At 71.5% G+C, this 25830-nt stretch carries 24 protein-coding genes; 11 read left to right on the forward strand and 13 right to left on the reverse strand.

Translation table 11 applies throughout. From position 1 onward, the window contains the following. Positions 1 to 250: 250 nt before the first annotated feature. The 4 genes from hemB to ACFTZC_RS32580 all read left to right on the forward strand — a co-directional run bounded on the left by hemB (position 251) and on the right by ACFTZC_RS32580 (position 3995). Positions 251 to 1240 (forward strand): porphobilinogen synthase, encoded by a 990-nt coding sequence (gene hemB / locus ACFTZC_RS32565; RefSeq protein WP_382895844.1) that lies wholly within the window; start codon positions 251 to 253, stop codon positions 1238 to 1240. A gap of 105 nt (positions 1241 to 1345) precedes the next feature. Next, positions 1346 to 2296 carry an STM4015 family protein gene (locus ACFTZC_RS32570; RefSeq protein WP_382895935.1) on the forward strand — a complete coding sequence of 317 codons (951 nt, stop codon included), beginning with the start codon at positions 1346 to 1348 and terminating at the stop codon, positions 2294 to 2296. 88 nt (positions 2297 to 2384) lie between these two features. Then, positions 2385 to 3557 (forward strand): hypothetical protein, encoded by a 1173-nt coding sequence (locus tag ACFTZC_RS32575; protein ID WP_382895846.1) that lies wholly within the window; start codon positions 2385 to 2387, stop codon positions 3555 to 3557. 144 nt (positions 3558 to 3701) lie between these two features. Next, positions 3702 to 3995, forward strand: a complete 294-nt coding sequence (locus ACFTZC_RS32580) for an SCO4225 family membrane protein (protein WP_382895848.1) — start codon at positions 3702 to 3704, stop codon at positions 3993 to 3995. A 55-nt stretch (positions 3996 to 4050) separates the two neighbouring features. Here the strand turns inward: ACFTZC_RS32580 and ACFTZC_RS32585 are convergent, their stop codons facing one another. From ACFTZC_RS32585 to ACFTZC_RS32605, 5 genes are all read right to left on the reverse strand, one after another. Next, positions 4051 to 5232, reverse strand: coding sequence for a serine hydrolase domain-containing protein (locus ACFTZC_RS32585; protein ID WP_382895850.1), 1182 nt, complete (start codon positions 5230 to 5232; stop codon positions 4051 to 4053). Between the two features lie 79 nt (positions 5233 to 5311). After that, on the reverse strand, positions 5312 to 6073 hold the full coding sequence (locus ACFTZC_RS32590; RefSeq protein WP_382895852.1) for an alpha/beta fold hydrolase: 762 nt from the start codon (positions 6071 to 6073) through the stop codon (positions 5312 to 5314). Positions 6074 to 6115: 42 nt separating this feature from the next. Continuing rightward, a complete protein-coding gene (locus ACFTZC_RS32595) occupies positions 6116 to 6988 on the reverse strand; it encodes a rhamnogalacturonan acetylesterase (protein ID WP_382895854.1) in 873 nt (290 codons plus the stop codon). A gap of 241 nt (positions 6989 to 7229) precedes the next feature. Then, a complete protein-coding gene (locus ACFTZC_RS32600; RefSeq protein WP_382895856.1) occupies positions 7230 to 7907 on the reverse strand; it encodes a response regulator in 678 nt (225 codons plus the stop codon). Further along, positions 7908 to 9128, reverse strand: a complete 1221-nt coding sequence (locus ACFTZC_RS32605) for a sensor histidine kinase (protein ID WP_382895937.1) — start codon at positions 9126 to 9128, stop codon at positions 7908 to 7910. A 574-nt stretch (positions 9129 to 9702) separates the two neighbouring features. Here ACFTZC_RS32605 and ACFTZC_RS32610 point away from each other — a divergent pair. Further along, positions 9703 to 11181 carry an alpha/beta hydrolase gene (locus ACFTZC_RS32610; RefSeq protein WP_382895858.1) on the forward strand — a complete coding sequence of 493 codons (1479 nt, stop codon included), beginning with the start codon at positions 9703 to 9705 and terminating at the stop codon, positions 11179 to 11181. A 98-nt stretch (positions 11182 to 11279) separates the two neighbouring features. Here the strand turns inward: ACFTZC_RS32610 and ACFTZC_RS32615 are convergent, their stop codons facing one another. Together ACFTZC_RS32615 and ACFTZC_RS32620 are read right to left on the reverse strand one after the other, a co-directional pair. Next, entirely contained in the window at positions 11280 to 11519 is a 240-nt protein-coding gene (locus ACFTZC_RS32615; RefSeq protein ID WP_382895860.1) for a DUF397 domain-containing protein, read from the reverse strand. Beyond that, a complete protein-coding gene (locus ACFTZC_RS32620; protein ID WP_382895939.1) occupies positions 11516 to 11941 on the reverse strand; it encodes a DUF5753 domain-containing protein in 426 nt (141 codons plus the stop codon). Before ACFTZC_RS32620 ends, ACFTZC_RS32615 begins: the two co-directional genes overlap by 4 nt. Before the next feature lie 103 nt (positions 11942 to 12044). On the opposite strand from ACFTZC_RS32620, the gene ACFTZC_RS32625 reads away from it, so the two are divergent. The 4 genes from ACFTZC_RS32625 to ACFTZC_RS32640 all read left to right on the forward strand — a co-directional run bounded on the left by ACFTZC_RS32625 (position 12045) and on the right by ACFTZC_RS32640 (position 14878). Continuing rightward, positions 12045 to 12959, forward strand: coding sequence for an NADP-dependent oxidoreductase (locus ACFTZC_RS32625; RefSeq protein ID WP_382895861.1), 915 nt, complete (start codon positions 12045 to 12047; stop codon positions 12957 to 12959). Between the two features lie 34 nt (positions 12960 to 12993). After that, a complete protein-coding gene (locus ACFTZC_RS32630; protein ID WP_382895863.1) occupies positions 12994 to 13473 on the forward strand; it encodes a MarR family winged helix-turn-helix transcriptional regulator in 480 nt (159 codons plus the stop codon). An 82-nt stretch (positions 13474 to 13555) separates the two neighbouring features. Beyond that, positions 13556 to 14338 carry a peptidoglycan recognition protein gene (locus ACFTZC_RS32635; protein WP_382895865.1) on the forward strand — a complete coding sequence of 261 codons (783 nt, stop codon included), beginning with the start codon at positions 13556 to 13558 and terminating at the stop codon, positions 14336 to 14338. Positions 14339 to 14380: 42 nt separating this feature from the next. Then, on the forward strand, positions 14381 to 14878 hold the full coding sequence (locus ACFTZC_RS32640) for a GNAT family N-acetyltransferase (RefSeq protein ID WP_382895867.1): 498 nt from the start codon (positions 14381 to 14383) through the stop codon (positions 14876 to 14878). Between the two features lie 192 nt (positions 14879 to 15070). On the opposite strand, the gene argS is transcribed toward ACFTZC_RS32640, so the two are convergent. Then, a complete protein-coding gene (gene argS / locus ACFTZC_RS32645; RefSeq protein WP_382895868.1) occupies positions 15071 to 16870 on the reverse strand; it encodes an arginine--tRNA ligase in 1800 nt (599 codons plus the stop codon). 197 nt (positions 16871 to 17067) lie between these two features. On the opposite strand from argS, the gene lysS reads away from it, so the two are divergent. Continuing rightward, positions 17068 to 18825 (forward strand): lysine--tRNA ligase, encoded by a 1758-nt coding sequence (lysS, locus tag ACFTZC_RS32650; protein WP_382895870.1) that lies wholly within the window; start codon positions 17068 to 17070, stop codon positions 18823 to 18825. Positions 18826 to 18906: 81 nt separating this feature from the next. Here lysS and ACFTZC_RS32655 read toward each other — a convergent pair whose 3' ends face one another. From ACFTZC_RS32655 to ACFTZC_RS32670, 4 genes are all read right to left on the reverse strand, one after another. Beyond that, positions 18907 to 19770, reverse strand: a complete 864-nt coding sequence (locus ACFTZC_RS32655) for an aldo/keto reductase (protein ID WP_382895872.1) — start codon at positions 19768 to 19770, stop codon at positions 18907 to 18909. 43 nt (positions 19771 to 19813) lie between these two features. Next, a complete protein-coding gene (locus ACFTZC_RS32660) occupies positions 19814 to 21421 on the reverse strand; it encodes a DUF2637 domain-containing protein (RefSeq protein WP_382895873.1) in 1608 nt (535 codons plus the stop codon). A gap of 177 nt (positions 21422 to 21598) precedes the next feature. Continuing rightward, the gene (locus ACFTZC_RS32665) at positions 21599 to 22408 is read right to left on the reverse strand and encodes a DUF3558 domain-containing protein (RefSeq protein ID WP_382895875.1); all 810 of its coding nucleotides are present in this window, start codon (positions 22406 to 22408) and stop codon (positions 21599 to 21601) included. A gap of 203 nt (positions 22409 to 22611) precedes the next feature. After that, the gene (locus ACFTZC_RS32670; RefSeq protein ID WP_382895941.1) at positions 22612 to 23475 is read right to left on the reverse strand and encodes a DUF3558 domain-containing protein; all 864 of its coding nucleotides are present in this window, start codon (positions 23473 to 23475) and stop codon (positions 22612 to 22614) included. Positions 23476 to 23690: 215 nt separating this feature from the next. Between ACFTZC_RS32670 and ACFTZC_RS32675 the strand changes: the two genes are divergently transcribed. Continuing rightward, positions 23691 to 24884, forward strand: a complete 1194-nt coding sequence (locus ACFTZC_RS32675) for an RtcB family protein (RefSeq protein WP_382895877.1) — start codon at positions 23691 to 23693, stop codon at positions 24882 to 24884. 70 nt (positions 24885 to 24954) lie between these two features. Here ACFTZC_RS32675 and ACFTZC_RS32680 read toward each other — a convergent pair whose 3' ends face one another. Then, positions 24955 to 25728 carry an SDR family oxidoreductase gene (locus ACFTZC_RS32680; RefSeq protein ID WP_365817384.1) on the reverse strand — a complete coding sequence of 258 codons (774 nt, stop codon included), beginning with the start codon at positions 25726 to 25728 and terminating at the stop codon, positions 24955 to 24957. Positions 25729 to 25830: the final 102 nt, after the last annotated feature.

Consider the following 25830-nt stretch of genomic DNA (forward strand, 5'->3'; position numbering starts at 1 on the left):
GCGGCGGGCGCCCCCGCCCGGGCCCCCCCCCGCCGGGGGCCCCGCCCCGGGGGTGTGTTCTCTGCGCCCGCGGGGGCCGGCGCGGGGGGGGCGGGCGCCCCCCCCCCGCCGCGTGTGACGGGCGTTTCCGGAGTTTCCCGGTCCCGGTGTCGGTAAGGCCATGGGGCGCCCGGGGCTATCGTCGAAGGTGGCCCCGCCCGCGCAGGACGCGCCCGTAAGGACACCCAAGAGGGGCAAGAGGCGACTGACGATGACTGAGTACGGATCCTTCCCCGGCACGCGGCCCCGCCGGCTGCGCGTCAACCCGGTCATGCGCCGGATGGTCGCGGAGACCCGGGTCCACCCGGCGGACTTGATCCTCCCCGCGTTCGTACGCGAGGGGATCGGCGAGCCCGTGGCGATCTCCGCGATGCCCGGCGTCGTCCAGCACACCCTGGACACGCTGCGGAAGGCGGCGGTGGACGCGGCCTCGGCCGGGGTCTCCGGGATCATGCTCTTCGGTGTCCCGGAGGAGGCCAAGAAGGACGCGACGGGGTCGGCCGGCACGGACCCCGACGGGATCCTCCAGGCCGCGATCCGCGCCGTGAAGGCCGAGGTCGGCGACGACCTGCTCGTCATGTCCGACCTCTGCCTGGACGAGTTCACGGACCACGGCCACTGCGGGGTGCTGGACGGCGAGGGCCGGGTCGACAACGACGCCACCCTGGAGCGGTACGCGGAGATGGCGCAGGTCCAGGCCGACGCGGGCGTCCATGTGGTGGGCCCCAGCGGCATGATGGACGGCCAGATCGGGGTGGTCCGCGACGCGCTCGACACGATCGGCAAGGAGGACGTGGCGATCCTCGCGTACACGGCGAAGTACTCGTCGGCGTTCTACGGCCCGTTCCGGGAAGCCGTCGGCTCGTCCCTCCGGGGCGACCGCAAGACGTACCAGCAGGACCCGGCCAACGCCCGTGAGGCCCTGCGCGAGCTGGCGCTCGACCTCGAAGAGGGCGCCGACATGGTGATGGTCAAGCCGGCCCTGCCCTACCTGGACATCCTGGCGCGGATCGCGGAGAGCACGGACGTGCCGGTCGCCGCGTACCAGATCTCCGGCGAGTACGCGATGGTCGAGGCGGCGGCGGAGAAGGGCTGGATCGACCGGGACGCGGCGATCCTGGAGACCCTCACCGGGATCAAGCGCGCGGGCGCTTCCATGATCCTGACGTACTGGGCGACGGAGGCCGCGCACCGGCTCTGAACTGCCGGTTCGACGGGGCCGGGGCCGGTTGTCAGTGGCTGCTGATAGAACGTCAGGTGTCTGAAACAGCCCGAACCGAGCCCCGGGAGCCTCAACTTGTCGCACGTGCAGCATGTCCGCGAGTTCTACGGGCTCCCCGCGTTCACCGTCCCGCCCTTCGCCCACCCGGCGGAGCTGCCGGACCCGGCGTCCGTCGCCTGGCGCTTCCAGTGCGGGCCCTACGAGTCCGACGAGAGCTACTCCGTCTGCTGGGAGCGCTTCGTCGGGAACGTCGAGCTGGAGAAGGTGCGGGCGGTCATCCTCGGCTTCCCCTGGTACGACTTCGACGGGGGCGGCGCGGAGCGCTACCTGACCGAGCTGAGCTCCCGGTTCACCTCACTGGAGGCGGTCTTCCTCGGTGACGTCGAGGACGACGAGGCGATGATCTCCACGATAGGCCAGAGCGATCTCTCGCCGTTCCTGAAGGCGTTCCCCGGGCTGCGGGAGCTGGCCGTACGCGGTGGGGACGGACTGGACTTCCCCGCGACGGGCCACCGGGAACTGCGGGTGCTGCGCGTCGAGTCGGGCGGCCTGCCCCGGGAGGCGGCGGCGCACATCGCCGCGGCCGAACTGCCCGCGCTGGAGCGCCTGGAGCTGTGGCTCGGCGACGACGAGTACGGGGGCGGCACCACGGTCGAGGACCTCGCCCCGCTGCTCGCGGGAGTGGGCAAGCCGAACCTGCGCCACCTCGGGGTCCAGAACAGCCCCCGCCAGGACGAGATCGCCGCCGCGTTCGCCTCGGCGCCGGTCGTGGAGCGGCTGACCTCGCTGAGCCTGTCGATGGGCACGCTCTCCGACGCGGGCGCGGAGGCGCTGCTGCGCGGGCAGCCGCTGACCCATCTCGAACTGCTCGACCTCTCGCACCACTTCCTCAGCCGGGACATGATGCTGCGGCTGTGGACGACGCTGGAGCCGGCGGGGGTCCGGGTGCATCTGCGCGGGCGGAGCGACGAGGACGAGGACCTCCTCGAATTCGCCGAGGAGGACCACGGCCGCTATGTCGCGGTGGCCGAATGAGCGCCGTATCCGCGGGAGTTCCCGCCGCCGCGCCCGCGGGCGTTCCCGCTTCCGTTCCCGCCGTCACACCGCTTCGAAAGGCGTCACGATGAGGCACACCCCCGAGTTCGAGGATCCGGACGACAACCGGGTCACCAGTCTCCGGCTGGCCGGCACGGCGCCCTGGTGGACGACCGACAGGACGGTGCCGTACGGACATGTCCTGTACGCGGCGGCAGGCATGGGGTGGAGCGCCGACGCCGTGGTGGAGCGGCTGACCGCGCTGGGGTTCGCCGACATCGCGCTGCCCGAAGGCCCGTTGCCCGAGAGGGTCACACCCGACGACGCCCTGCTGTCCAATGCGGGAGGCAGGACGGACTACCACCTCCGCTGGATCGATGCCGGCGCGCCGGTGTCCCTGCGGCACATACTCGACGCGGCCGGACGGGTGGGCCGGAGCCCCGCCGATGTCGAGCGGACGCTGAGCTCCTTCGGCTACCGGATCGAGGGAGGCACCGGTGCCCCACCGCTGCCCGAGACCCCCGACCCCCGGGACATCATGCTGATCCGCACGAACGCCCGAGGCAGCGGGACGTGGCTGGAGCGCGGCGCGGAGGTGAGCGCGCGGCAGGTGATCTCCGCCGCGGCCCTACTGGGGTGCGGCCCGCACACCGCCGCGAAGCGGCTGGCCGCGCTGGGCTTCCGGCTGCCGTACACCCCGGCGGCGGAGGACGAGCGGATCATCGGGGACGGGCGCGCCGCCGTCGGCCACATCCTCGCCGTCGCCCGGGAGCTGGACCGTACCCCGGCGGAGATCGCCGCCCGCCTGACGGAGCTGGGCCACCACGTCCCGACGGGCCTGCCGGACACCCCGGAGGCGGACGACTCCGTCCTCCTCAGCGCACACCTCGACGGCCGGGCCCCCTGGCTGGCCACGAACGGTGTCGTCGGCGTACAGCCACGGCATGTCCTGCGCGCGGCCCTCGCCACCGGCCGGACCCCCGCGGACGTCGCGGGACGGCTGGCCGAGCTGGGCCACCGGCTGCCCGAGCACGCGCGGCTACCGGAGGCCGCCGACGAGGCGGACGTCCTGCTGCTGAAGTCGCTCGACTCCGACCGCTCCCTCCTGGACGACGTTCTCCTGGAGAACGTCCTGTGCAGTGCGAGCCTGACGGGCCGCACCCCGGCGGATGTCGCGGCGCGGCTCAAGGAATTCGGCTACCGGCTGCCCGAGGAGGTGGCGTACCCGGAGATACGGGGGTCGGCGGCGGTCCGGCCCTGACCGCGCGGGCGCGGCGTGGGGGCCGGTGAGCGTACCCAGCGGGCACTGAGTAGGCGTACGGATGCCGGTCCGCCCCCGGCGGCGTGATCCTTGAAGTACAGGAGATCCGGAACGGACTCCGCCGTACACGAGGAGAGACGAGCCATGACCATGGCCTTCCAGGGACCGGCCCACTACGAGCGCGGACGCGTCGCCCTGTGGATCGGCGGCGCCTACGCCGCGCTCGTCGTGGGACTCGCCCTCTGGATCGGGGCGCTCATCCTCTTCGACGACCCCGGGTTCGCGGGTGTCTGGCTGATCGGGGCGACGCTGCCGATCTCCCTCCCGTTGACCGTGCTGCCGCTCCCGGACGCGGCGTATCTGCCGCTCCTGACGGTCGGGGGCCTCGCCCAGGCGTGGGTGCTGTGGCGGGTGCTGCGGGGCAGGCGGCTGGGCTGATGCCCGACGGCGCGGGGCCGGTCACGGCGGAGCGCCGGTCACGGTGGAGCGCCGGTCACCGCACGGCGCCGCCCGCCTCCGCCGCGTACCGCCAGAAGTCGCGCATCAGGGTGGGCGGGGTCGGGCCGGTCATCGCCACCTGGCTGAGCAGGACCGTCACCGCGCCGGTGGACGGGACGAGGTGCGCGGCCGTTCCCGTACCGCCGACCCAGCCGTACCGGCCCAGTACGTTCCAGGGCGCCGACTCCACGACGTCCACCGAGCCGCCGAACCCCCACCCCTGCCCCTCCGTGAACAGCCCGCTCGCCTCGCGCTGCGCCGGGGTGAGGTGGTCCGTGGTCATCCGCGCCACCGACTCGGGCGACAGCAGCGCCCGGCCGCCCGCGCGCCCCTCGGCGAGCAGCATCCGCGCGAAGGCGTACAGGTCGTCGGCGGTCGACACCAGCCCGCCCGCGCCGGACGGGAACGACGGGGGGCTGCTCCACTGCCCGTCCGGGGCGTCGACCAGGTCGAGGCCGTCGCCGGGGCCGCTCTCCCCGTCCCTCTTGTAGTAGCTGGTGAAGCGGTCGAGTTTCGCGGTCGGCACGGCGAATCCGGTGTCCGTCATGCCCAGCGGTTCGAACAGCCGCTCCGCCAGGAACTCCGGCAGCGGTCGGCCCGCGACCCGGGCGATCAGCACGCCCTGGATGTCGGAGCACGTGTTGTAGAGCCACGCCTCGCCCGGCTGGTGCAGCAGCGGGATCCGGGACAGCTTCTCCATCCACGTGCCGGGCGCCGTCAGATGCAGCGGCTCCGGCGTCCCCTGGGCCAGCTCCTCGAAGAGCAGCCGGACCGCGGGGAGCGAGAAGTCGGCGGGGAAGCCGTACCCGGCGCGGAAGGTGAGCAGGTCGAAGACGGTGATCGGCGCGGTGGCCGGGACCACGTCGTCGACCGGGCTCCCGGGCGTACGGACGACACGCGGCGCGGCCAGCTCCGGCAGCCACCGAGCCACCGGGTCGTGCAGCCCGATCCGCCCGTCGTCGACCAGCATCATGAGCGCGGCGGCGGTGATGGGCTTGGTGGCCGACGCGATACGGAAGATCGTGTCCCGGGCCATCGGAGCGCCCCCGGCCGTATCGACGGAACCGACCGCCGCCACCTCCGGCTCCCGCCCGGCGCCGTGCGCCACCAGGCTCACCACGCCGGGCACGGATCCGCTGTTGACATGGGAATCGAGGACATCGCTCAAGCTGTTCATACGGCCCACCTTCTCCGGGATGCGGTGTGAAGGTGGACTTCCGACACGGCCCGAACTCATCGGACCGGCGGCCGGAGGATCAGGGGGAGCGCAGTGCCGCCGCGATCACCGCGTCCGGGTTGTCCCGGTACACGGAGTGCCCCGCCCCTTCCACCACCGACCAGCGGAAGCCGGAGTTGAGGCTCTCGATACGGCGGCCCACCTCGGCGGTGAAGACCGGGCCACGGCTCGGGTCGGCGGCGAGCACGGTGACGGGCCCCGGATACGCGGCCAGCGCCTTCTCGTACGACCACGGACCGTTGTCCCGCAGGAACCTCTCGACCACGTACGGCGTGGTCCGGCGCGCCGCCTGCGCCTTCAGATAGGCGTCCTCGGGGTGCCAGTGCGGGTTCTCCCTGAGCATCTGCTCCGGGTCGGCGTTCCGTACCTCGGCGGAGACCGAGCGGATGAAGCCCTCGATCATCTCCTCCCGTACGGTGATGACGGGGTCGAGCAGCAGCAGCCGGTCCGCCCAGCCGTGGTCGGCGCTCGCGGCGGCGGCAGCGACGAGACCGCCCAGGGAGTGCCCGACGACAAGGTCCCACGGCGACGCTCCGCCGGGCGGCCGGATGGGCAGCACGTCGGCCACGAACCCGTCGATGTCGTAACGCCGGGTCCGTGGCGCGAGCCCGTGCCCCCGGAGGTCCGGGGCGGTGACCGACCAGCCCGCGCCGGCGAGTTCATCCGCCACGCGCCACCAGCAGGCCGCCGCCGAGGTGAGACCGTGGAGCAGCAGGACGCGCCGGGGCGCGTCCTGTCGACCCCAGTGCAGGACAGGCAGTTGTACGGGGGTGTGATCCATCGCGCCATCGAAGCACGGCGTGGGGCGCGTGGGGTACGGGAATCAGAGAGTGGCGGGCTTGACTTCCCCGGAGAGAGGCAGTCCGAGCCGCGCCACGGCCTGGGCGACCAGACGGGACATCTGGGTGGCGCCGTTCTGCTGGAAGTGGGTGTCGTCCGAGACGCCGTTCGGGAAGTTGGGGTACTGCCCGGGGTTCAGCCACAGGAAGACGTTCTTGGACGCCTCGATCCCGATGCCGTTCAGGTAGGCGCGGCTGAGCGCGGACAGGTCGACCAGCGGCGCGCCCTCCTCGGCGGCGACGGCCTTGGCGGCGTCGACGTACGCGGGGAACGAGACGTTGAACTGCCCGGTGGACGCGTTGTACGACCGCCGCGACACCGGAGTCACCACGACGGGGGTCGCCCCTCGGGCGCGGGTGGCCCGGATGTAGTCGTTGCGCAGGTACTCCTTGTAGTCGGCGGGCGGGGTGTAGCGCTCGGCGTTGCCGACGGTGGCGTCGTTGTGGCCGAACTGTACGAAGAGGTAGTCGCCCGGCTTGATGACCTGGTGGATCGCGGCGAGCCGCCCCTGCTCGACGAAGGAACGCGAACTGCGCCCGCCGATGGCCCGGTTGGCGACGGTGATGTTGGAGGAGAAGAACGCGGGCAGCGTCTGCCCCCACCCGGCCTGCGGGTAGTAGCCGGAGTTGTACGTCTGCGCGGTGGAGTCACTGGCGATGTAGAGGGTACCGGTGGCCGCGCTTGCCGCGCTTGCCGCTGGCGCGGCTGATGCGGTGCCGGGCAGCCCGAGCGCGGTGGCGGCTCCGGCACCGAGCGCGGCAGCGGTGCCGAGGAGGAAGCGCCTGCGGTCGGCGGAGAAGGTGGAGAAGGCGGAGGAGGCAGGGAAGGGGTGGGAGCGGGGCGTGGTGGGGGACATCCGGGACTCCTGACGGGGGTGGGGTCGTGCCGTCGTCAGCCGGAAGTCGCCGCCGGGGGCGGAAAGGTTGGCGGGTGCGGAAGGGGGTGGCCGGTGCGGAAGGGGTGGGGGTGTGGACGGCCGCCGGGTGCAGAAAGGGTGGCGGGCGCGTAAGGCCGCCGGGTGCGGAAGGGTGGCGGGCGCGTAAGGCCACCGGGTGCGGAAGGGTGGCGGTGTGCTTGAGGAGTGCCCCGGCGCCGGGTCATTCCTCCGCGTTGTGGACCAGGAGTGCGATCTGCACCCGGTTCTCGGCCGCCAGCTTGCTGAACAGGTTGCCGGTGTGTGCCTTGACGGTGGCGACGCTGATCCGCAGCCTCCGGGCGATCTCCGGGTTGCCCAGTCCGTCCGCGATGGCCCGGGCGGTTTCGCGTTCACGTTCGGTCAGTACGGACAGCTTCTGCCGTGCGGCTTCGCGGGATGAGCTGCGAGCGTGGGACGACCCCGGACCGGTGGCCGCGGCGATCACCCGTGCCGTGGCCACCGGAGACAGCGCGGGGCTGCCGCTCGCGACGGTCCGCACCGCGTCGAGGATCCCCGACGGCTGGGTGTCCTTGAAGACGAACCCGAGGGCGCCGGCTTCCAGCGCGCCGAGCACCAGATCGTCGGAGTCGAAGGTGGTCAGCACGAGCACCCGGGGCGGCGCCGGCCGGGTGAGGATCTCCCGGGTCGCGCTGAGACCGTCACGGCCGGGCATCCGTACGTCCATCAGCACGACGTCCGGCCGCTCCTCGTCCACCACGGTGATCGCCGCGTCCCCGTCCGCCGCCTCCGCGACGACGGTCAGGTCCGGTTCGCCGTCGATGACGAGCCGCAGCACCATGCGTACCAGCTGGTCGTCGTCGACGATGACGACCCGCACCGGCTCCTGCTCGCTGTCCACTCAGGCTCCCTTCTCGTGGACCGGGTCCGGCCAGGGTAGGTGAACGCTGAGGACGTATCCGTTGTCGGACGTGGGGTGATGGTCGAGTTGTCCGCCGGTGAGGCCGATGCGTTCGGCGAGGCCGAGCAGGCCGAACCCCGATTCCGGTGGCCGCGCGCTCTTCGGGGTGTACGAGGCGGTACTGGACGAGGCGGTGCTGGACGACGTTGTGGCGGCTGCGGAATTGCGGACGCTGACGTCCAGCCCGTCGCCCGCGGTTCCTTCGAGAGTGATGTGTACGTGTGCGCCCGGGGCGTGTTTGGCGGCGTTGGTCAGTCCCTCCTGGACGATCCGGTAGCAGGTTCGTCCGACGGCATCGGACGGTGCTCCCGTCACGGCGGTGGTGAGCGCGACGTCCAGCCCGGACGCACGGGCTTCGGCCGCCAGTGTGGGGATCCGGTCGAGGGAGGGCTGCGGTGGTTCCGGGCGGTCCGGGTCCGCTCGGAGCACACCGAGGACGTCCCGTAGCTCTTCCAGTGCCTGCTGGGAGCCGTCGGCGATGCCGCGGATCAGTACGCGGTTCTCCTCGGCCGTGAGGTCGCCGCGGTGGTCCAGCGCTCCGGCCTGCATGGCGACCAGGGAGATCCGGTGCGCGAGCACGTCGTGCATCTCGCGGGCGATCCGGTTCCGTTCCCGGGCCCGTGCCTGTGCCGCGCGTGCGGTCTGTTCCCGCTCCGCGATCTCCGCCCGGTCCCGCAGCGACCGGACTTCGACCCGGCGCGCGCCGATGGCCGTGCCCACGGCCGCCGCGATGCCTGCGGTCAGTGCTGGGAACGTGAGCAGGGCCCACCGCGAGCCGGGCGGGGTCTCGACCGGGTAGAGCCCGACGGCGAACTGTGACGCGATCACGTAGGCCAGCCCGACGACGCCGATCTCCACCGGGCGGCGACGGGTGGAGATCGAGCACAGCGCCACGAGCACGGCGCCGGTGGCCAGTGACGACGCGGTCGAGGCGATCGCGACCGTCAGGGCGACGGCGAGCGGGAACCGCCGCCGCCACAGAAGCGCCGTCAGGCAGCCGAGCGCCACCAGCGGATCACCGGTGAGGAGCCAGGAGCTCGCTTCGGCCGTCTGCCGGTACAGCAGCACCACGGTGGAGAGCCAGACCGGCACGCCCACCGCCGTGGCGGCAGCCAGCCGCCAGGCCTGCTCCCACCACCCGAGCTGTGGCGCACCGTTCATGTTCACCGTGCCAGTATCGCGAAACGGGGTGGCCGGTGCGCCGGACCAAGGGCTGATGTGTCCTGACCAAAGTCGCATCATCGTCCCGACCGTGGTCGGGGCCGGTTCGAGCCGCTGGGCTGATGTGCCGTCGGCGCCGCGCGGACAGACTCGTTCACATGCCGAGACAACCGAACACAAGACGGAGAGCCGTCCCGCTCGTCGCCCTGGCGTCCGGTGGCCGGCTCCGGGCCCGCACCCGCCGGGAACCGGATCCCGGGCGGGCCGGTGGTCACGGGGGAATCCGCGGCCGGGAAACCGCCTGACGGCATCCCGGGTGACGGGTCCGCGTCCACGGCATTCCGGACGACGGACCTGCGTCCACAGCATCCCGGGCGACGGATCCGCGTCCATGGCAGGTGCGTCGGCGCGCCGCGCGGGGAGGACTCCGCCGCGCACGCGCTCGGTCCGGCCTGCCCTCAACCTCTGCAACTCCGCCCGGAACGACGTGCCGGCCCGCAGGAACGGCCGGCCGCCGGGCTGTCCAGCGCCTGCCCGTACCGGCGCCCTCGTGCGCCCCTCAGGAGGACACCAGATGAAAAGACCCCTCTCTCTCGCCTTCGCCGCCCTCACGGTGGCGGTGACCGCGATCCCCGGAGTGTCGGTGGCGGCGACGCCGGGAGTGTCGGGGGCGGCGACCCCGGACACCGTACGGTGGGGCCCGTGCCCGGAGGATGTCGCCGCGCCCCGCCTTGAGTGCTCGACGCTCGAAGTCCCGCTGGACTACCGGGACCCCGACGGCCGGCAGATAGAGATCGCGATCTCCCGGCTGGCGAGCGAGAAACCGGCCCAGCGCCGAGGCGTACTGCTGACCAATCCGGGCGGCCCCGGCGGCACGGGGCTCGACTACCCGGCCGTTCTCGCCGCCTCGCGGCTGCCGCAGGAGGTGCGTGACTCCTACGACGTGATCGGCTTCGACCCGCGTGGCGTCGGCCGCAGCGCGCCGGTGACCTGCGATCTGACGCCGGAGCAGCAGGCGCGGGGCAACTTCGCCCCGTACGCGCACACCGACGCCGATGTGGCACGGGAGGTGAGGCCCGCCCGGACCGTGGCCGAACAGTGCGCCACGTCGGGGACGGCATGGATGCTGCCGCACACCACCACCGCCAACACCGCGCGCGACATGGACCGGATCCGGGCGGCGCTGGGCGAGCCGAAGCTCTCGTACCTCGGTCACTCCTACGGCACCTACCTCGGCGCCGTGTACACGACGATGTTCCCCGGGAACAGCGACCGGATCGTGCTCGACAGCAACCTGGGCTCCGGCGGTTACGACGTCACGGCCATGCGGAGGTTCGCCCGTGGACTGGAGGACCGGTTCCCGGACTTCGCGGCGTTCGCGGCCGCACGTCCCGAGTACGGCCTGGGCAGCACACCGGAGCAGGTGACCGCGAAGTTCTTCGATCTCGCGGAGCGGTTGGAGGAGAAGCCGGTCCAGGGCATCGACGGAACGGCGTTCCGTGGGGCCACGTTCGGTTACCTCTACAGCGACGCGACCATGCCCCTGCTGGCCAAGATATGGCAGGCCGTCGACACGGACCGGCCGCTGCCGCCGCTCGGCCCGCCGGCAGCGGACCCGAACGGCCTCATGTCCGGCCGCTTCTACGTGGTCTGCGGTGATTCCCGCTGGCCGGGGACGGTCCGGGAGTACCAGAAGAACGTCGCGGTCGACCGGGTGCGCTACCCCATGCTGGGCGGGTCCACGGCCGGCATGAATCCGTGCGCGTTCTGGCCGACCGAGCGGGTCGAGCCGCCCGTACGCATCGGTGACCGGGGCCCGTCGAACGTGCTCATGGCGCAGAACGAACGCGACCCGGCGACGCCGCTGGCCGGAGCCCAGGAGCTGCGGCAGGCGTTCGGCAAGCGGGCCACGATGGTGACGGCCGACCAAGGAGGGCACGGGGTCTATCCGTTCGGCCCCAACACGTGCGCGAACGACGCGGTGACGGAGTTCCTGACCAGCGGGCAGCGCCCGTCGCAGGACCTCGCCTGCGCGGCGGAGCCGAGCGAGTAGCGGGAGGGGGACGGGCCCGGTGAACAACACCTCACCGGGCAACGCCGGTTACTCCTCGGCACTGACCTGTACCCGACGCCGTCGGGTACAGGTCGCGGTCAGTTGGCCGCGTACGGGGTGAAGGTGGCCCAGGCGGCGGGGGCGAGGGTGAGGATGGGGCCGGTGGGGTTCTTGGAGTCGCGGATGTGGACGGCGTGAGGGCAGGGGGCGATCTCTACGCAGGCGCCGCCCTGCTCGGTGCTGTACCTGGACTTCCGCCAGTCGTAGGCGACTTCGAGGCAGGCGCCGCCTTCATCGGTGCTGTAGCTCGACTTGAACCACTGAAGTGTGGTGTTCATTGCTCTCCCAGGAGACGGTCCAACAGGCCCTTGGACTCCTCGGGTGAAAGGGCCCGCGAACGCGGCATCGCATACTTGCGGGCCATGATGGACACCTCGTCGGGGTCGGAGACCCAGTGGCTGCCACGGTTGGATTCGGCGTAAGCGAGATGCTGGTGGTCGGGGGTTTCCAGCACGAAGAAGGGTCCATCCAACCCTGCGTGTTCGCCCCGGTCCAGCGGAAGGACCTGGAGGGACACTCCTGGTAGTTCGGCGCAGGCGCGCAGGTGTTCCAACTGGGTGCGATGAACTTCTCGACCTCCGAGAGGGAAGGAGAGAACCGGCTCCCAGATGACGAAGCTGACCGCGGGGGGTGAGTGAACGGCGGCCCGGCAAGGTCGTGTGGTGCGAGTTCGACGTGCGGCGGGAGGGGGGTCCCTGATCCCCCGGGGCGGATTACTTGGCTAGCCACATAATCGATGCTACTTTTATGTGGCTGGCCACAGAAAGTGGTCGGCGGGGCATCCACCTGAGGAGACCACCGTCATGAAGGCCATTGTTTTCGACACGTTCGGCGGCACCGAGGTTCTGCACGAGGCCGAGATCGACGTCCCCCGGCCCGGCCCCGGCCAGGTCCGTGTGCGGGTACAGGCTGTCGGCGTCAACCCCGTGGACGGCAAGATCCGCTCCGGTGGGATGGAGGCGATCTTCCCCACCACGCTGCCCGCCGTGCCCGGCGGGGAGATCGCCGGTGTGGTCGACGCCGTGGGTGAGGGCGTGGACCACCTGAAGGTGGGGGACGAGGTCCTGGGCTGGTCCGACACCGGCTCCTACGCTCAGTACGCCCTGGCACCCGCAGCCGTCCTCGCGCCCAAGCCGGCCGGCCTGGAGTGGGCGAACGCCGCCGCCCTGCCCGTGGCGAGCGACGGCGCCGAACGCGTGCTGGACCTGCTCGACGTCACCTCGGGCGAGACGCTGCTGATCCACGGGGCGTCCGGCGCGCTCGGCACCATCGCCGTCCAGCTCGCCGTCGCACGCGGCGCCCGTGTCATCGGCACCGCCGGACCCGCCAACCAGGAGTACGTCACCTCGCTCGGCGCGACCGCGCTGGTCTACGGAGACGGTCTGGTCGAGCGGGTCCGTGCACTCGCCCCCGGTGGGGTGGACGCCGTCTTCGACGCCGCGGGCAAGGGCGCACTGGAGGATTCCATCACCCTGCGCGGTGGCACCGACCGGATCGTCACCACCGCGGACTTCCGGGCCGCCGAACTCGGCATCGTCTTCGCCGAGGGCCCGCAGCGCCGCTCAGCCGCTCGGCTGGCCGAACTGGCCCGGCAGGCCGCCGACGGCACACTGGTGACGACGATCAGCGCCACCTACCCGCTGGCGGAAGCCGCCAAGGCGCAGCAGGCCAGCGACGCCGGCCACAATCGCGGCAAAATCGTCCTCACCGTCAACTGACGGATCGACCCACTCTTGTGACCAGGGAGCAGCAATGCCCGACACCACCTCATCGGAGCTGCCGGACGCGGCGCGTGACGGGCGATTGAGCTACGCCATCTTCCAGCTCGCCCGCGTCCACCGCGGCCACGCCGCCGCGATGCTGCGCGCCCTGAACCTGCACCCGGGACAGGAACTGCTGCTGATGCAGCTCTTCGACCGCGACGGGCAGACGCAGGCGGAACTTCTGGAGCGGGCCGGCCTCGACCACTCCACCGTCTCCAAGTCACTGCGCCGCATGCAGGAGGCCGGACTGCTCACCCGGGAGCCCGCTCCCCACGACCGGCGGGTCATGGTGGTCCACCTCACCGACGCCGGCCGCGCCCTGCGGGAGCCCATCGCCGACATGTGGCGCACCCTGGAGCAGATTTCCGTACGCGATCTGACCCCTGACCAGATCGAGATGTTCACCGCGTGTGCGCGGACCATCGAGAAGTCGGTCAGGGACCACGGCCGGCAGGCCTCCGGCGGGTGATTCCGGCCCGGGCCGGGGTTCCCTCACCCTGCCGGGCGTACCCAGCAGCCCCACGCGGCGCAGGCGGGCGCAGAGTGGGGCCATGGGGCAGCGTGGGTTCGACCGGTTCAAGGTGGCGGCGGCGCTCTGCCTGCCGGGTCTTCTCCTCGTGACGTGCGACGCCCCCGAACGCGACCGGCCGGCCCCGCCCCGCGGTGAAGTTCGGGCCCGGCCCGCGAAGGTGCCGAGGCCGCCCGTGGTGGAGCGGCGGGTGTGGCGGGCGGACGAGACGGCCGTACGGGAGAAACCGCTGTACACCGGGCCCGTACAGGCGGTGTTCGTCCACCACACACTGCACTCGAACAAGTACGACTGCGCGACGGACGTGCCCGCCATGCTGCAGTCGATGGAGCGGTACCACATCAACCGCATGGGGTGGGACGACCTCGGCTACAACTTCGTCGTGGACCGCTGCGGAACGATCTACGAGGGACGCGCGGGCGGTGTCGACCGGGCGGTCAAGGGGGCGCACACGATCGGCTTCAACGACCGCAGTGTCGGTATCGCAGCCCTCGGCCACTTCGAGAAGGGTGAGACCATCCCCGCGCCCATGCTCCGGGCCATGGCGACGGTGGCGGCCTGGAAACTGGGGCCCGGGGTCGACCCGGAGGGGCGGACACGGCTGGTCTCCAGCAGCGACGGCAGCCGGCATCCGGAGGGCACGCCGGTGGAGGTGAACGTGATCTCGGGCCACCGCGACGAGTTCGACACCACCTGCCCCGGCGACGCCCTGTACGAGGCGCTGCCCCGGCTGCGCGAGGAGACGGCCCGCCTGCGGCACGGAAGGGCCCCGGTGAGCCCCGCAGGAGCACGCGGGTCGCGGTAAAAATCGGTCGCCCGCCGGTCTTCTTCTTCCTAGCCTGCCTCAATGATGGATTTCGGATGTGCGGACCGGGCCGGGCGCCGCGTCGTACTGCGGGATGTGGACGACGAGAACTGGCGCGCGGTCGCGGACACGGCGCCCCTGGACGATCAGCGTGACTACGTTCCCGCCCTGGCGGCCCGCTATCTGCTGCTGTCGGCGCGCGAGGGCGTGTGGAACTCCCTCGCGGCATGCGCGGACCACACGGTCGTGGGCCATGTCATGTGGGGCCGCGACGAGGACGACGGCTCGTACTGGATCGGGGGCATGCTGATCGACGGCCCGGAACAGGGCAAGGGCGTCGGGCGGGCCGTGGCACGGACCCTGATGGCCTGGCTGGCGGCCCGGGAGGACTGCCGGGTGCTCCGGCTGTCGTACCACCCGGACAACACGGTGGCCCGCGAACTCTACGCCTCGCTGGGGTTCAGGCCGACGGAGACCGACGAGGGGGACGAGGTGGTCGCCGAGGTGTCGGCGGACACCGTCCGGGCGACGTCCGTGTGACGGGGGTGGGCTGGGGGCCGCCGGGAACGTGCGTGCCGAGCAGGCCGTCGTGCCGAGCGGGCCGGCCCCGTAGGACCGGCCGACCCCGCGGGCCGACCGGTCCTGCGGGCCGACCGGTCCTGCGGGGCCGGGACGGGGCGCACGTGTACGTGTGTACGTGTGCGTCCGCCTGGCTCGGTGGGGTTTCCCCCGTTACAGGCGCTCGGGCGCCTGGATGCCCAGCAGGGCCAGGCCCTGCTTGAGGGTGCGGGCGGTGATGTCGCAGAGGAAGAGGCGGTTCTCCACCAGCTCGGCCGGGTTCTCGTCGCTCAGGACGTGGCACTGGTCGTAGAACGTCGTGAACAGCGAGGAGAGCTGGTACAGGTACGCGGCCAGCTTGTGCGGCTCGTACGACGACGCCACCTCCGCCAGGACCTCGCCGAACTGGTCCACGTGCAGGCCGAGCGCCCGCTCCGCCGGGGCCAGGGGCAGCTCCGGGTGCGCGGCGGGGACCGCGTCGCCCGCCTTGCGGAGGATGGAGCGGATCCGGGCGTGCGCGTACTGGATGTAGACGGACGTGTCGCCGTTGAGCGAGACCATCTGGTCCAGGTCGAACTTGTAGTCCCGGGCGGCCGACGTCGACAGATCGGCGTACTTCACCGCGCCGATGCCGACCTGCTTGCCGTTCGTGACGATCTCGTCCTCCGAGAGGCCGATCTTCTCGGACTTCTCCCGGACGACCGCCGTCGCCCGCTCGACCGCCTCGTCGAGCAGGTCCACCAGCCGCACCGTCTTGCCTTCCCGGGTCTTGAACGGCTTGCCGTCCTTGCCCAGGACCGTGCCGAAGGCGAGATGCACGGCCTTGACGTCGTCGTTCAGCCAGCCGGCCCGGCGGGCCGTCTCGAAGACCATCTTGAAGTGCAGCGACTGCCGGGCGTCCACCACGTACAGCAGGGTCGTCGCGGACAGGTTGCCCACCCGGTCGCGGACCGCGGAGAGGTCCGTCGCCGCGTAGCCGTAGCCGCCGTTCGCCTTCTTGACGATCAGGGGGACCTGGTTGCCGTCCGGGCCCTTCACGTCGTCGAAGAAGACGCAGAGCGCGCCCTCGGAGCGGACCGCAACCCCGGACTCCTCCAGGATCCGGCAGGTCTCCTCCAGCATGTCGTTGTAGCCCGACTCGCCGACGATGTCGGCGTCCCGGATCTCCATGTCGAGCTGGTCGAAGACCGAGTAGAAGTAGATCTTCGACTCGTCGACGAAGCGCTGCCAGAGCGCCAGCGTCTCCTTGTCCCCGGCCTGGAGGTCCACCACCCGGTCCCGGGAGCGCGCCTTGAACTCCTCGTCGGAGTCGAAGAGCGCCCGCGACGCCTTGTAGAGGCGGTTCAGGTTGGACATCGCCGTCTCGCCGTCGATGTCCGCGCCGGCGCCGTCCGCCCCGGACGACCGGGTGGCCGCGTCGTGGTCCAGCTCGTGCGGGTGCTCGATCAGGTACTGGATGAGCATGCCGAACTGGGTGCCCCAGTCGCCGATGTGGTGGCGCCGTACCACCCGCTCGCCCGTGAACTCCAGGATCTCGACCATCGCCGCGCCGATCACCGCCGAGCGCAGGTGCCCGACGTGCATCTCCTTCGCCACATTGGGCTGCGCGTAGTCGATCACCGTCGTGCCGGGCCGCTCCACGTACGGGACGCCGAGCCGGTCGTCCGCCGCGCGGGCCGCCAGGGTCTCGATGATCGCCCGGTCCGCGACGGTGATGTTGAGGAAGCCGGGGCCCGAGACCTCGATCTCCTCGATCAGGCCGGGCGCGGCGAGCGCCGACACCACCTGGGTCGCCAGCTCTCTGGGGTTGCCCTTGAGCTTCTTCGCGAGCGCCAGGATGCCGTTGGCCTGGTAGTCGGCCCGGTCGCTGCGTCGCAGCAACGGATCGGCGGAACCGGCCTCCGGCAGGGCAGCCGAGAGGGCGTCCGCGATGCGCTGATCGACGGTCGAGGCGAGGGAGGTGACCGGGGCCATGACGTGGGTGCCGTTCCTGTCGGGGATCGGGGAGGGGTGTGCTCTCCGGGTGCGCTTCCAAGGGGAAGTCCTCGGAAGGGCCTCCCAGGAAAGTCCTCCCAGTATCCCATGGGGCAACAAGCCATTTTCGCTCTGTCGGTGGTACCTGGGAGAATGGCGTACGAGATCGTTCGAGCGTATGAGGAAAGAAGAAGGACGTGCCGATCGTGGCTCAGAGCACCGAGACCGACTGGGTCTCCCGTTTCGCGGACGAGGTCATCGCCGAGGCGGAGCGACGTGCGCCCGGCACGAAACCACTCGTCGTCGTCGCGTCCGGGCTCTCGCCCTCGGGCCCCATCCACCTGGGCAATCTCCGCGAGGTCATGACCCCGCACCTGGTCGCGGACGAGATCCGCCGGCGGGGGTACGAGGTCAGGCACCTGATCTCCTGGGACGACTACGACCGCTACCGCAAGGTGCCCGCGGGCGTTCCGGGTACGGACACCTCCTGGTCCGAGCACATCGGCAAGCCCCTGACCTCGGTGCCCGCGCCGGCCGGGTCGGCGTATCCGAACTGGGCCGAGCACTTCAAGGCCGCCATGACCGAGTCGCTGGCCGAGATGGGCGTCACGTACGAGGGGATCAGCCAGACCGAGCAGTACACCTCGGGCGTGTACCGCGAGCAGATCCTGCACGCGATGAGGCACCGGGCGGACATCGACGCGATCCTCGACCGGTACCGCACCAAGGACAAGGCGAAGACACCGCAGAAGCAGGGACAGAAGCAGGCACAGAAGAAGGCCGAGGAGGCGGAGCTCGAAGCCGCCGAGGGCTCCGGCGCCGCCGCCGAGGACGACGGCAGCGGCGGCTCGGCCGGGTACTTCCCGTACAAGCCGTACTGCGGCGGCTGCGGCAAGGACCTGACGACCGTCACGGCGTACGACGACGCGACGACGGAGCTCACGTACACCTGCGCGGAGTGCGGCTTCTCCGAGACGGTCGCGCTCAGCGAGTTCAACCGGGGCAAGCTGGTCTGGAAGGTCGACTGGCCGATGCGCTGGGCGTACGAGGGCGTGGTCTTCGAGCCGTCCGGTGTGGACCACTCCTCGCCCGGGTCCTCGTTCGTCGTCGGCGGGCAGATCGTGCGCGAGGTCTTCGGCGGAGTGCAGCCGATCGGCCCGATGTACGCCTTCGTCGGGATCTCCGGGATGGCGAAGATGTCGTCCAGCAAGGGCGGCGTGCCCACCCCGGCCGACGCGCTGAAGATCATGGAGGCGCCGCTGCTGCGCTGGCTGTACGCGCGCCGCCGGCCGAACCAGTCGTTCAAGATCGCCTTCGACCAGGAGATCCAGCGGCTGTACGACGAGTGGGACGCCCTGGAGCGCAAGGTCGCCGACGGCTCCGTCCTGCCGGCCGACGCCGCCGCGTACGCGCGGGCGACGACCACGGCCGCCGGTGAGCTGCCGCGCACGCCGCGCCCGCTGCCGTACCGGACCCTCGCCTCGGTCGTGGACATCACGGCCGGCGCCGAGGAGCAGACCCTGCGGATCCTGAGCGAGCTGGACCCGGAGCACCCGCTGTCCTCGCTGGCGGAGGCGCGCCCCCGGCTCGACCGCGCGGAGAACTGGATCACCAGCCAGGTGCCGGCCGAGGCGCGCACGATCGTGCGCGCCGAGCCGGACGAGGAACTGCTGGGCTCGCTCGACGAGGAGGGGTGCGAGTCGCTGCGGCGGCTGCTCGAAGGGCTGGACAGCCACTGGTCGCTGGACGGGCTGACGACGCTCGTCTACGGGGTGCCGAAGGTGATGGCGGGGCTGGAGCCGGACGCCAAGCCGACGCCCGAGCTGAAGGTCGCCCAGCGGGCGTTCTTCGCGCTGCTGTACCGGCTGCTGGTGAGCCGGGAGACGGGGCCGCGGCTGCCCACGCTGCTGCTGGCGGTGGGGGCGGACCGGGTGCGGAAGCTGCTCGGCGGCTGAGGCGCAGGGGGGAGGGCTCCGCTCCGTACGAGGTGACTCGTCGGGGCGGGCCCTTCGCCCGGCCCGGCCCGCCCTTGCCCGTTACGGCTGCGGATCGGCCAGGTCGCCCAGGCGGTCCAGGCGGTCGCGCTGGGCCGGGGAGAGGCTGAGGTCCGCGGCCGCCAGGTTCTCCTCCAGGTGGCCGGTCCTGGCGGTGCCCGGGATCGGGAGGACGACCGGCGCATGGCCGAGGAGCCAGGCGAGCGCGACCTGGGTGGGCGTGGCGCCGAGTTCGGCCGCCACCGCGGCGATCTCGGCCCGTTCCCCCGAGGCCCCCGCCGCGACGGGCCGCCACGGCAGGAAGGCGATGCCCGCCGCGGCGCAGGCCGCCAGGACGGGCTCGTGCTCGCGGTCCAGCAGGTTGTAGCGGTTCTGCACGCTCGCGATGTCGACGATCTCGCGCGCCCGGCCGAGTTCCGCGACGGTGATCTCGGAGAGCCCGATCCGGCCGATCTTGCCTTCGGCCCGCAGCTCCCGCAAGGTCCCGATCTGGTCGGCGAGCGGCGTCGCGGGATCGATCCGGTGGAGCTGGAGCAGCTCGATCCGCTCGACGCGCAGCCGGCGCAGGGCCCGCTCGACCTGGGCGCGCAGGACGGCGGGCCGGCCGTCGAGCCCCCACTCTCCCGAGTCCGCCGAGCGCTCGACGCCCACCTTCGTGGTGACGGTCAGCCCGTCCGGATAGGGGTGCAGGGCCTCGACGAGGAGTTCCTCGTTGGCGCCGCCGCCGTAGAGATACGCGGTGTCGATCAGCGTGACGCCCAGCTCGACCGCGCGCCGGGCGACGGTGACCGCTCGCGCACGGTCGGCGGCGGGCTCGGTCGGCAGGTGCATGGCACCGAATCCGAGCCGCCGTACGAGCAGATCGCCGCCGATACGGAAGGTCGACGAGGGCGTGGACGTGGGCATGGGGCGGCTCTCCTGACGTGGTCGGCTCGCGCGGACGCTGCTCTCAGGCGCTGAACTCGTTGTCCAGTTCCGACTGGTAACGGAGACCGAAGTCCTTGAGGTACGTCTTGAGCGAGTTCTCGCTCAGCGGGTTGCCGCCGCGCCCCGTGATGCCGTACAGGTCCATCAGGTAGATGGCGAACTGGCGGGCGTTGGGGAAGCCGCCGTACTCGTTGGTGTACTTGCGGAAGGCGCTGAAGAACGCCTCCTCGCGGGACATGTCGTCGGGCAGACCGGAGACGGGCTGGTCCTCGGCCGCATCCTCGGGCCGGCCCTGGCCCTGGTCCTGCGGCGCGGACTGCGGGTCGGGGTGCTGCGCCGGCGACGCCTGCCCCGGGATACCGCCCAGGGGACGGCGGTTGCGGCCGGGCGCGGGGGCGGGGCCGCCGTCGGGGGTGCCCTCGGGGCCGGAGGGGACCATCACCGGGGTGGGCTCAAGGCCCTCGATGTAGGTGGGGTTGTACGCGCCCTCGTACGCGCCCTCCGGGACCTGCGGCGCCGCGAACCAGGGGCTCACCTGGGTGGCGGGAGCCGTGGCTGAGGGGTCGGGGGCCTGGGCCTGCTGCGGGAACGGGGGCTGCTCCTGCTGCGGTTGCTGCTGGGCCGGTTGCTGCTGGGGCTGTTGCTGGGTCTGCTGCTGGTCCCACTGAGCCGGCTGGACCTGTTGTGCCTGTTGTGCCGGCTGCTGCTGGTCCGGCTGCTGTGGCAACTGCTGTTCCTGCTGCGGGCCCTGCTGGGGCTGCTTCCGCAGCCGCGCGGGCTCGACCGCCGGTATCTCCCGCTGCTGCTGCGGCTGTTCGAGCTCCTGGCCCTGTCCTTGGACCTGGTGCTGCTGTTGGTCCGCAGTCAGCTCACCCTTGGCCTGCGGGAGTTCGGCCCGTACCGGAACCGGCTCGGGGGCGGGCGCGGGCGGCAGCAGCACCGGTTCGATCCCGGCCGCCGCCAGCCCCGAGTGGGCCGTGTCGGCGAGCGGTACGCCGTACTTCGCGAGCCGCAGCGGCATCAGGGCTTCGACGGGCGCCTTGCGCTTCCAGTTGCGGCCGAACCGGGCCTGGAGGCGGGACTGGTAGATGAGCCGGTCCTGTTCGAGCTTGATGACCTGCTCGTACGACCGCAGCTCCCACAGCTTCATCCGGCGCCACAGCATGAACGTCGGAATGGGCGAGAGCAGCCAGCGCGTCAGCCGTACGCCCTCCATGTGCTTGTCGGCGGTGATGTCCGCGATCCGGCCGACCGCGTGGCGCGCCGCCTCGACCGAGACGATGAAGAGGAGCGGGATGACCGCGTGCATCCCGACGCCGAGCGGGTCGGGCCAGGCCGCCGCGCCGTTGAAGGCGATGGTGGCGGCGGTCAGCAGCCAGGCCGACTGGCGCAGCAGCGGGAAGGGGATCCGCATCCAGGTCAGGAGCAGGTCGAGCGCGAGCAGTACGCAGATGCCCGCGTCGATGCCGATCGGGAAGACCAGCGAGAACGCCCCGAAGCCCTTGAGCTCGGCGAGTTCGCGTACGGCGGCGTAGGAGCCCGCGAAACCGATGGCGGCGATGATCACCGCTCCCGTGACGACGACCCCGATGAGTATCCGGTGCGTACGTGTCAGCTCCATCGCGGCCACCCGCGACCCCTCCCCGTTTCGGCATCAGGTACATGACGTCCTGACGTCATCTGGCGGGCACAGCCTGGCACATGTGTGCGGGAGGTGCGGCCTGGGGAGCGGGGAGCGGCCCTCCGGGGAGGGCCGCTTTCCGGGCAGAACGGGAGAAAGGGCGCCGGTTTGCGGACGTGACCGAGATTACTCGGACTTTGCCTTGGCGTCGGACTCCACGGGCGCCCCGGAGGACTCCGGCTCGGGCGTCTTGGTCTTCGCGGGGCTGTCGGAGGAGCCGGAGCCCGCGGAGCCCTCGCCGCCGGCGATGGCCGCCACGGCCTCCTTCGCCGCGGTCACCGCGTCCTTCGACAGTTCGGCGGCGCTCGGGGACTTGGCGCCCGCGTATCCCGCGCCGTTGTAGGTGAGCGTGATGACGACGTTCTCGGTACGGGCCACGACGGTGGCGTACGAGAAGTCCACGCCGGTCTTCTTGAGCGTGTACGTGATCGTGCTCGCCTCGTTACCGATGCCGGTCCCGGGCGCGGTCTTCACGTCCTTGGCGGCCTCGGTGCCCTGGGCGCTCGCGAGCTCCTTCGTGTAGAACTCGCCGGCCCGCTTGGCGCCGCTGCCGAGCGTCGCGTCGGAGTCGTACCGCATGAGGGAGACGTCGAGCCAGCGGTACTGGGACCCGTCGACGCCCTTGTCGTCCAGACCGTTCCAGGAGCAGCTGCCGCGCGTGGCGATGTCGCTGGACTTGCCGGCCGTACCGCCCTTGGACTTGGCCTTCGGGACCAGCGAGCCGACCGTCTTGCCGCCGACCGTCTTGCACGCGTCGGGCAGCGCGCTGAACTTCGCGGGGACGACGGTGGGGGACGGGGCGCTGCTGGGACTGGTCGCGGAGCTGTCCGAGCTTTCCTTGTCGCCGGAGTCGGACGAGCAGCCGGCGACGGCGAGCATCACCGGAACGGCTGCGCAGGCGAGTATGCGGGTGAGTCGCGAGGCTGATCGGTGCATGGTTCCTTCAGAGTTCTTGAGTCAGTCGGTCGCGTGCGGTCTCAGTCGGTCGCGTACGGTTCTCGGTCGGTCTCGGTCCGTCTCGGACCCGGTCTGTCCGGGACGGTCCGCGGCCACGGTAACCGGCGAGCCCGTCCCGCGGGGCCCGGAGCCCGACTCCGGTGCCGGGCGGCGGGTGCCTCGCGGCCGGGCCGTAACCGCTCCTACTCGTTGAGCTGGTCGACGAGCTTACGGGCCAGTCCCCGGGCCTTGTCCTGGAGTTCTTTGCTGTCGGGGACCCCGGCGGCGAGGGCCGGCTGCTCCGTGTACCGGACGGTCACGATCACGTTCGATGTGCGGAACACCACGCTCACCGTGCGGTGCTGGGCGGCCGCGCCGGAGCGCGCGAGGACGTCGTCGAGGAAGGCGGCGTCGCCGAGGTCGTCGAGGACGCGGGGTTCGAGACCGCCGGTCGCCGACGCCGACGCGGATGCCGACGCCGACGAGGAGGCGGAGGGGGCCCCCGAGGGCGTCCCCGAGGCCGAGGTGGAGGGGGTGACGGTCTGCGCCTCGGGAGCGCCCGAGGCGCCCGGGGAGCCTGACGTGCCCGGGGCGCCCGGCGTCGTACCGGACGAGCCGGACGAGGCAGATGAGCCGGATGAACCGGATGTGCCGGAGGAAGGCGTGGAGGGGGCGAGGTTCGCGCCCGCCTCCTTCTTCGCGTAGACCTCCTGCGCGCGGGTGTCGTCGCTCACGCTCGGGTCGTACGACACCACACGCTCGAAGTCGATCACGAGCTGGTGCGAGGCGGCGGGCGAGGCCGCCTTCCAGCTGCAGCCCACGCGGCGGTCGGTGTCGTACGTCACGGCGGCCGTGCCCTGGTACGTCTTCTCCTGCTGCTCCTCGGGGAGCGAGGCGGCGCCCGGCAGCAGGTCCCCGAGCGTGGAGCGCGGCACGGAACCGCACGCCTCGCGCAGGGTCCGGTACTTGCCGGGCTGCGCCGCGGTCGCGCTCGCCGTCTCGCCGGGCTTGGAGTCGCCGGCCGAGCCGTCGTCGCCGCTGCCGCCCGAACAGCCGGCGACGGCCATCAGGAGGAGCACGGCCAGGCCGGGGGCGTACGCGCGTGGCGCCTTGAGCTGCACGGTCCCGGGCTCCCTTCCGCCAAAACTGTTTGCCGCCGGACGGCGGTCGATGGACACAATGTCTATCGCACGCGATGCCGTCGACGCTGGTCGGCCGTCCTCTGTGGCTGCCTTTGCTCCGGTTTTTGCGTTATTCGGACTTTCGGGGGAATTGAGGAAATATGTCGTACGTAGAGATACCGGGCGCGAAGGTGCCCATACGGATGTGGGCCGACCCGGCGACGGTCGAGGACGGCGCGATGCAGCAGCTGCGCAATGTCGCCACCCTGCCGTGGATCAAGGGCCTCGCCGTGATGCCGGACGTGCACTACGGCAAGGGCGCCACGGTCGGCTCGGTGATCGCCATGCACGGCGCGGTCTGCCCGGCGGCGGTGGGCGTGGACATCGGCTGCGGCATGTCGGCGGTGAAGACGTCCCTGACGGCGAACGACCTGCCGGGCGACCTGTCCCGGCTGCGCTCCAAGATCGAGCAGGCCATTCCGGTGGGCCGCGGGATGCACGACGACCCGGTGGATCCGGGGCGGCTGCACGGATTCCCGACGGCGGGGTGGGAAGACTTCTGGACGCGGTTCGGGGGTGTCGCCGACGCGGTCAAGTTCCGTGAGGAACGCGCGGTCAAGCAGATGGGAACGCTCGGATCAGGTAATCATTTTATCGAGTTCTGCCTCGACCAGTCGGGCGCGGTCTGGCTGATGCTGCACTCCGGATCCCGGAACATCGGCAAGGAACTGGCCGACCACCACATCGGCACGGCGCAGAAACTTCCGCACAACCAGGGGATCATCGACCGGGACCTGGCCGTCTTCATCGCGGACACCCCGCAGATGGCGGCGTACCGGAACGACCTCTTCTGGGCGCAGGAGTACGCGAAGTACAACCGCGCGATCATGATGGGGATCTTCCAGGACGTGGTCCGCAAGGAGTTCAAGAAGGCCCGGGTGACGTTCGAGCCGGTGATCTCCTGCCACCACAACTACGTGGCGGAGGAGCGGTACGAGGGCATGGAACTGCTGGTCACGCGGAAGGGCGCGATCCGGGCGGGGAGCGGGGAGTTCGGGATCATCCCGGGGTCCATGGGCACGGGCTCGTACATCGTGAAGGGGCTGGGGAACGCGGCGTCGTTCAACTCGGCCTCGCACGGCGCCGGCCGGCGGATGAGCCGTAACGCGGCGAAGCGGCGGTTCTCGACCCAGGATCTGGAGGACCAGACGCGCGGGGTCGAGTGCCGCAAGGACTCCGGTGTCGTGGACGAGATCCCGGCGGCGTACAAGCCGATCGAGCAGGTCATCGATCAGCAGCGGGACCTGGTGGAGGTCGTGGCCAAGCTGAAGCAGGTCATCTGCGTGAAGGGCTGAGGCGACCGCGCCCCGGTGTGTGCACCGCCGGGGCGCGGCCTCCGTGTGCCGTGGGCCGAGGTCACGGTGCTCACAGCTCGCGGTGGACCTTGGTGTTGGAGGCCTGGGCGCGGGGGCGCAGGAGCAGCAGGTCGACGTTGACATGGCTCGGGCGGGTGATCGCCCAGGTGATCGTGTCGGCCACGTCGTCCGCGGTGAGGGGGGCCGCCACGCCCTCGTAGACCTTGGCCGCCTTCTCCTTGTCGCCGCCGAAGCGGGTGGTGGCGAACTCCTCGGTCTTGACCATGCCGGGGGCGATCTCGATGACCCGGACCGGGGTGCCGACGATCTCCAGGCGGAGGGTCTCGGCGAGGACGTGGGCGCCGTGCTTGGCGGCCACGTAGCCCGCGCCGCCCTCGTACGTGCCGTGGCCCGCCGTGGAGGAAAGGACGACGACCGTGCCGTCGCCGCTCGCGGTGAGCGCGGGGAGCAGGGCCTGGGTGACGTTGAGGGTGCCGATGACGTTCGTCTCGTACATCCGGCGCCAGTCCGCCGGGTCGCCGGTGGCCACGGGGTCGGCGCCCAGGGCGCCGCCCGCGTTGTTGACCAGGACGTTCACCGAGGGGAAACGGTCCAGCTCGGCGGCGAAGGCGTCGACCGCCGCGCGGTCGGTGACGTCGAGGACGTACGCGGTGGCGCGGTGGCCCGCGGCGGTGAGCTCGGCGGCGAGCGCCTCGATCCGGTCCTTGCGGCGCGCCGTGACGACGACGTGGTGGCCGGCGGCGGCGAGCTGACGTGCGGTGGCGGCACCGATGCCGCTGCTCGCTCCAGTGATGACGGCGATGGGGGTCCCCGCGGCGGTCATGGCGTACTCCTCGCGCGTGTGATCGAGCGTGTGATCGACTCCGGTCAGGATAGGACCCGCGGGTGGGCGGGGTGTGGGAGAGGGGTGTGGGGGAGAGGTGTG

It is taken from the genome of Streptomyces sp. NPDC056987 (assembly GCF_042673865.1).
Lineage (GTDB): Bacteria > Actinomycetota > Actinomycetes > Streptomycetales > Streptomycetaceae > Streptomyces.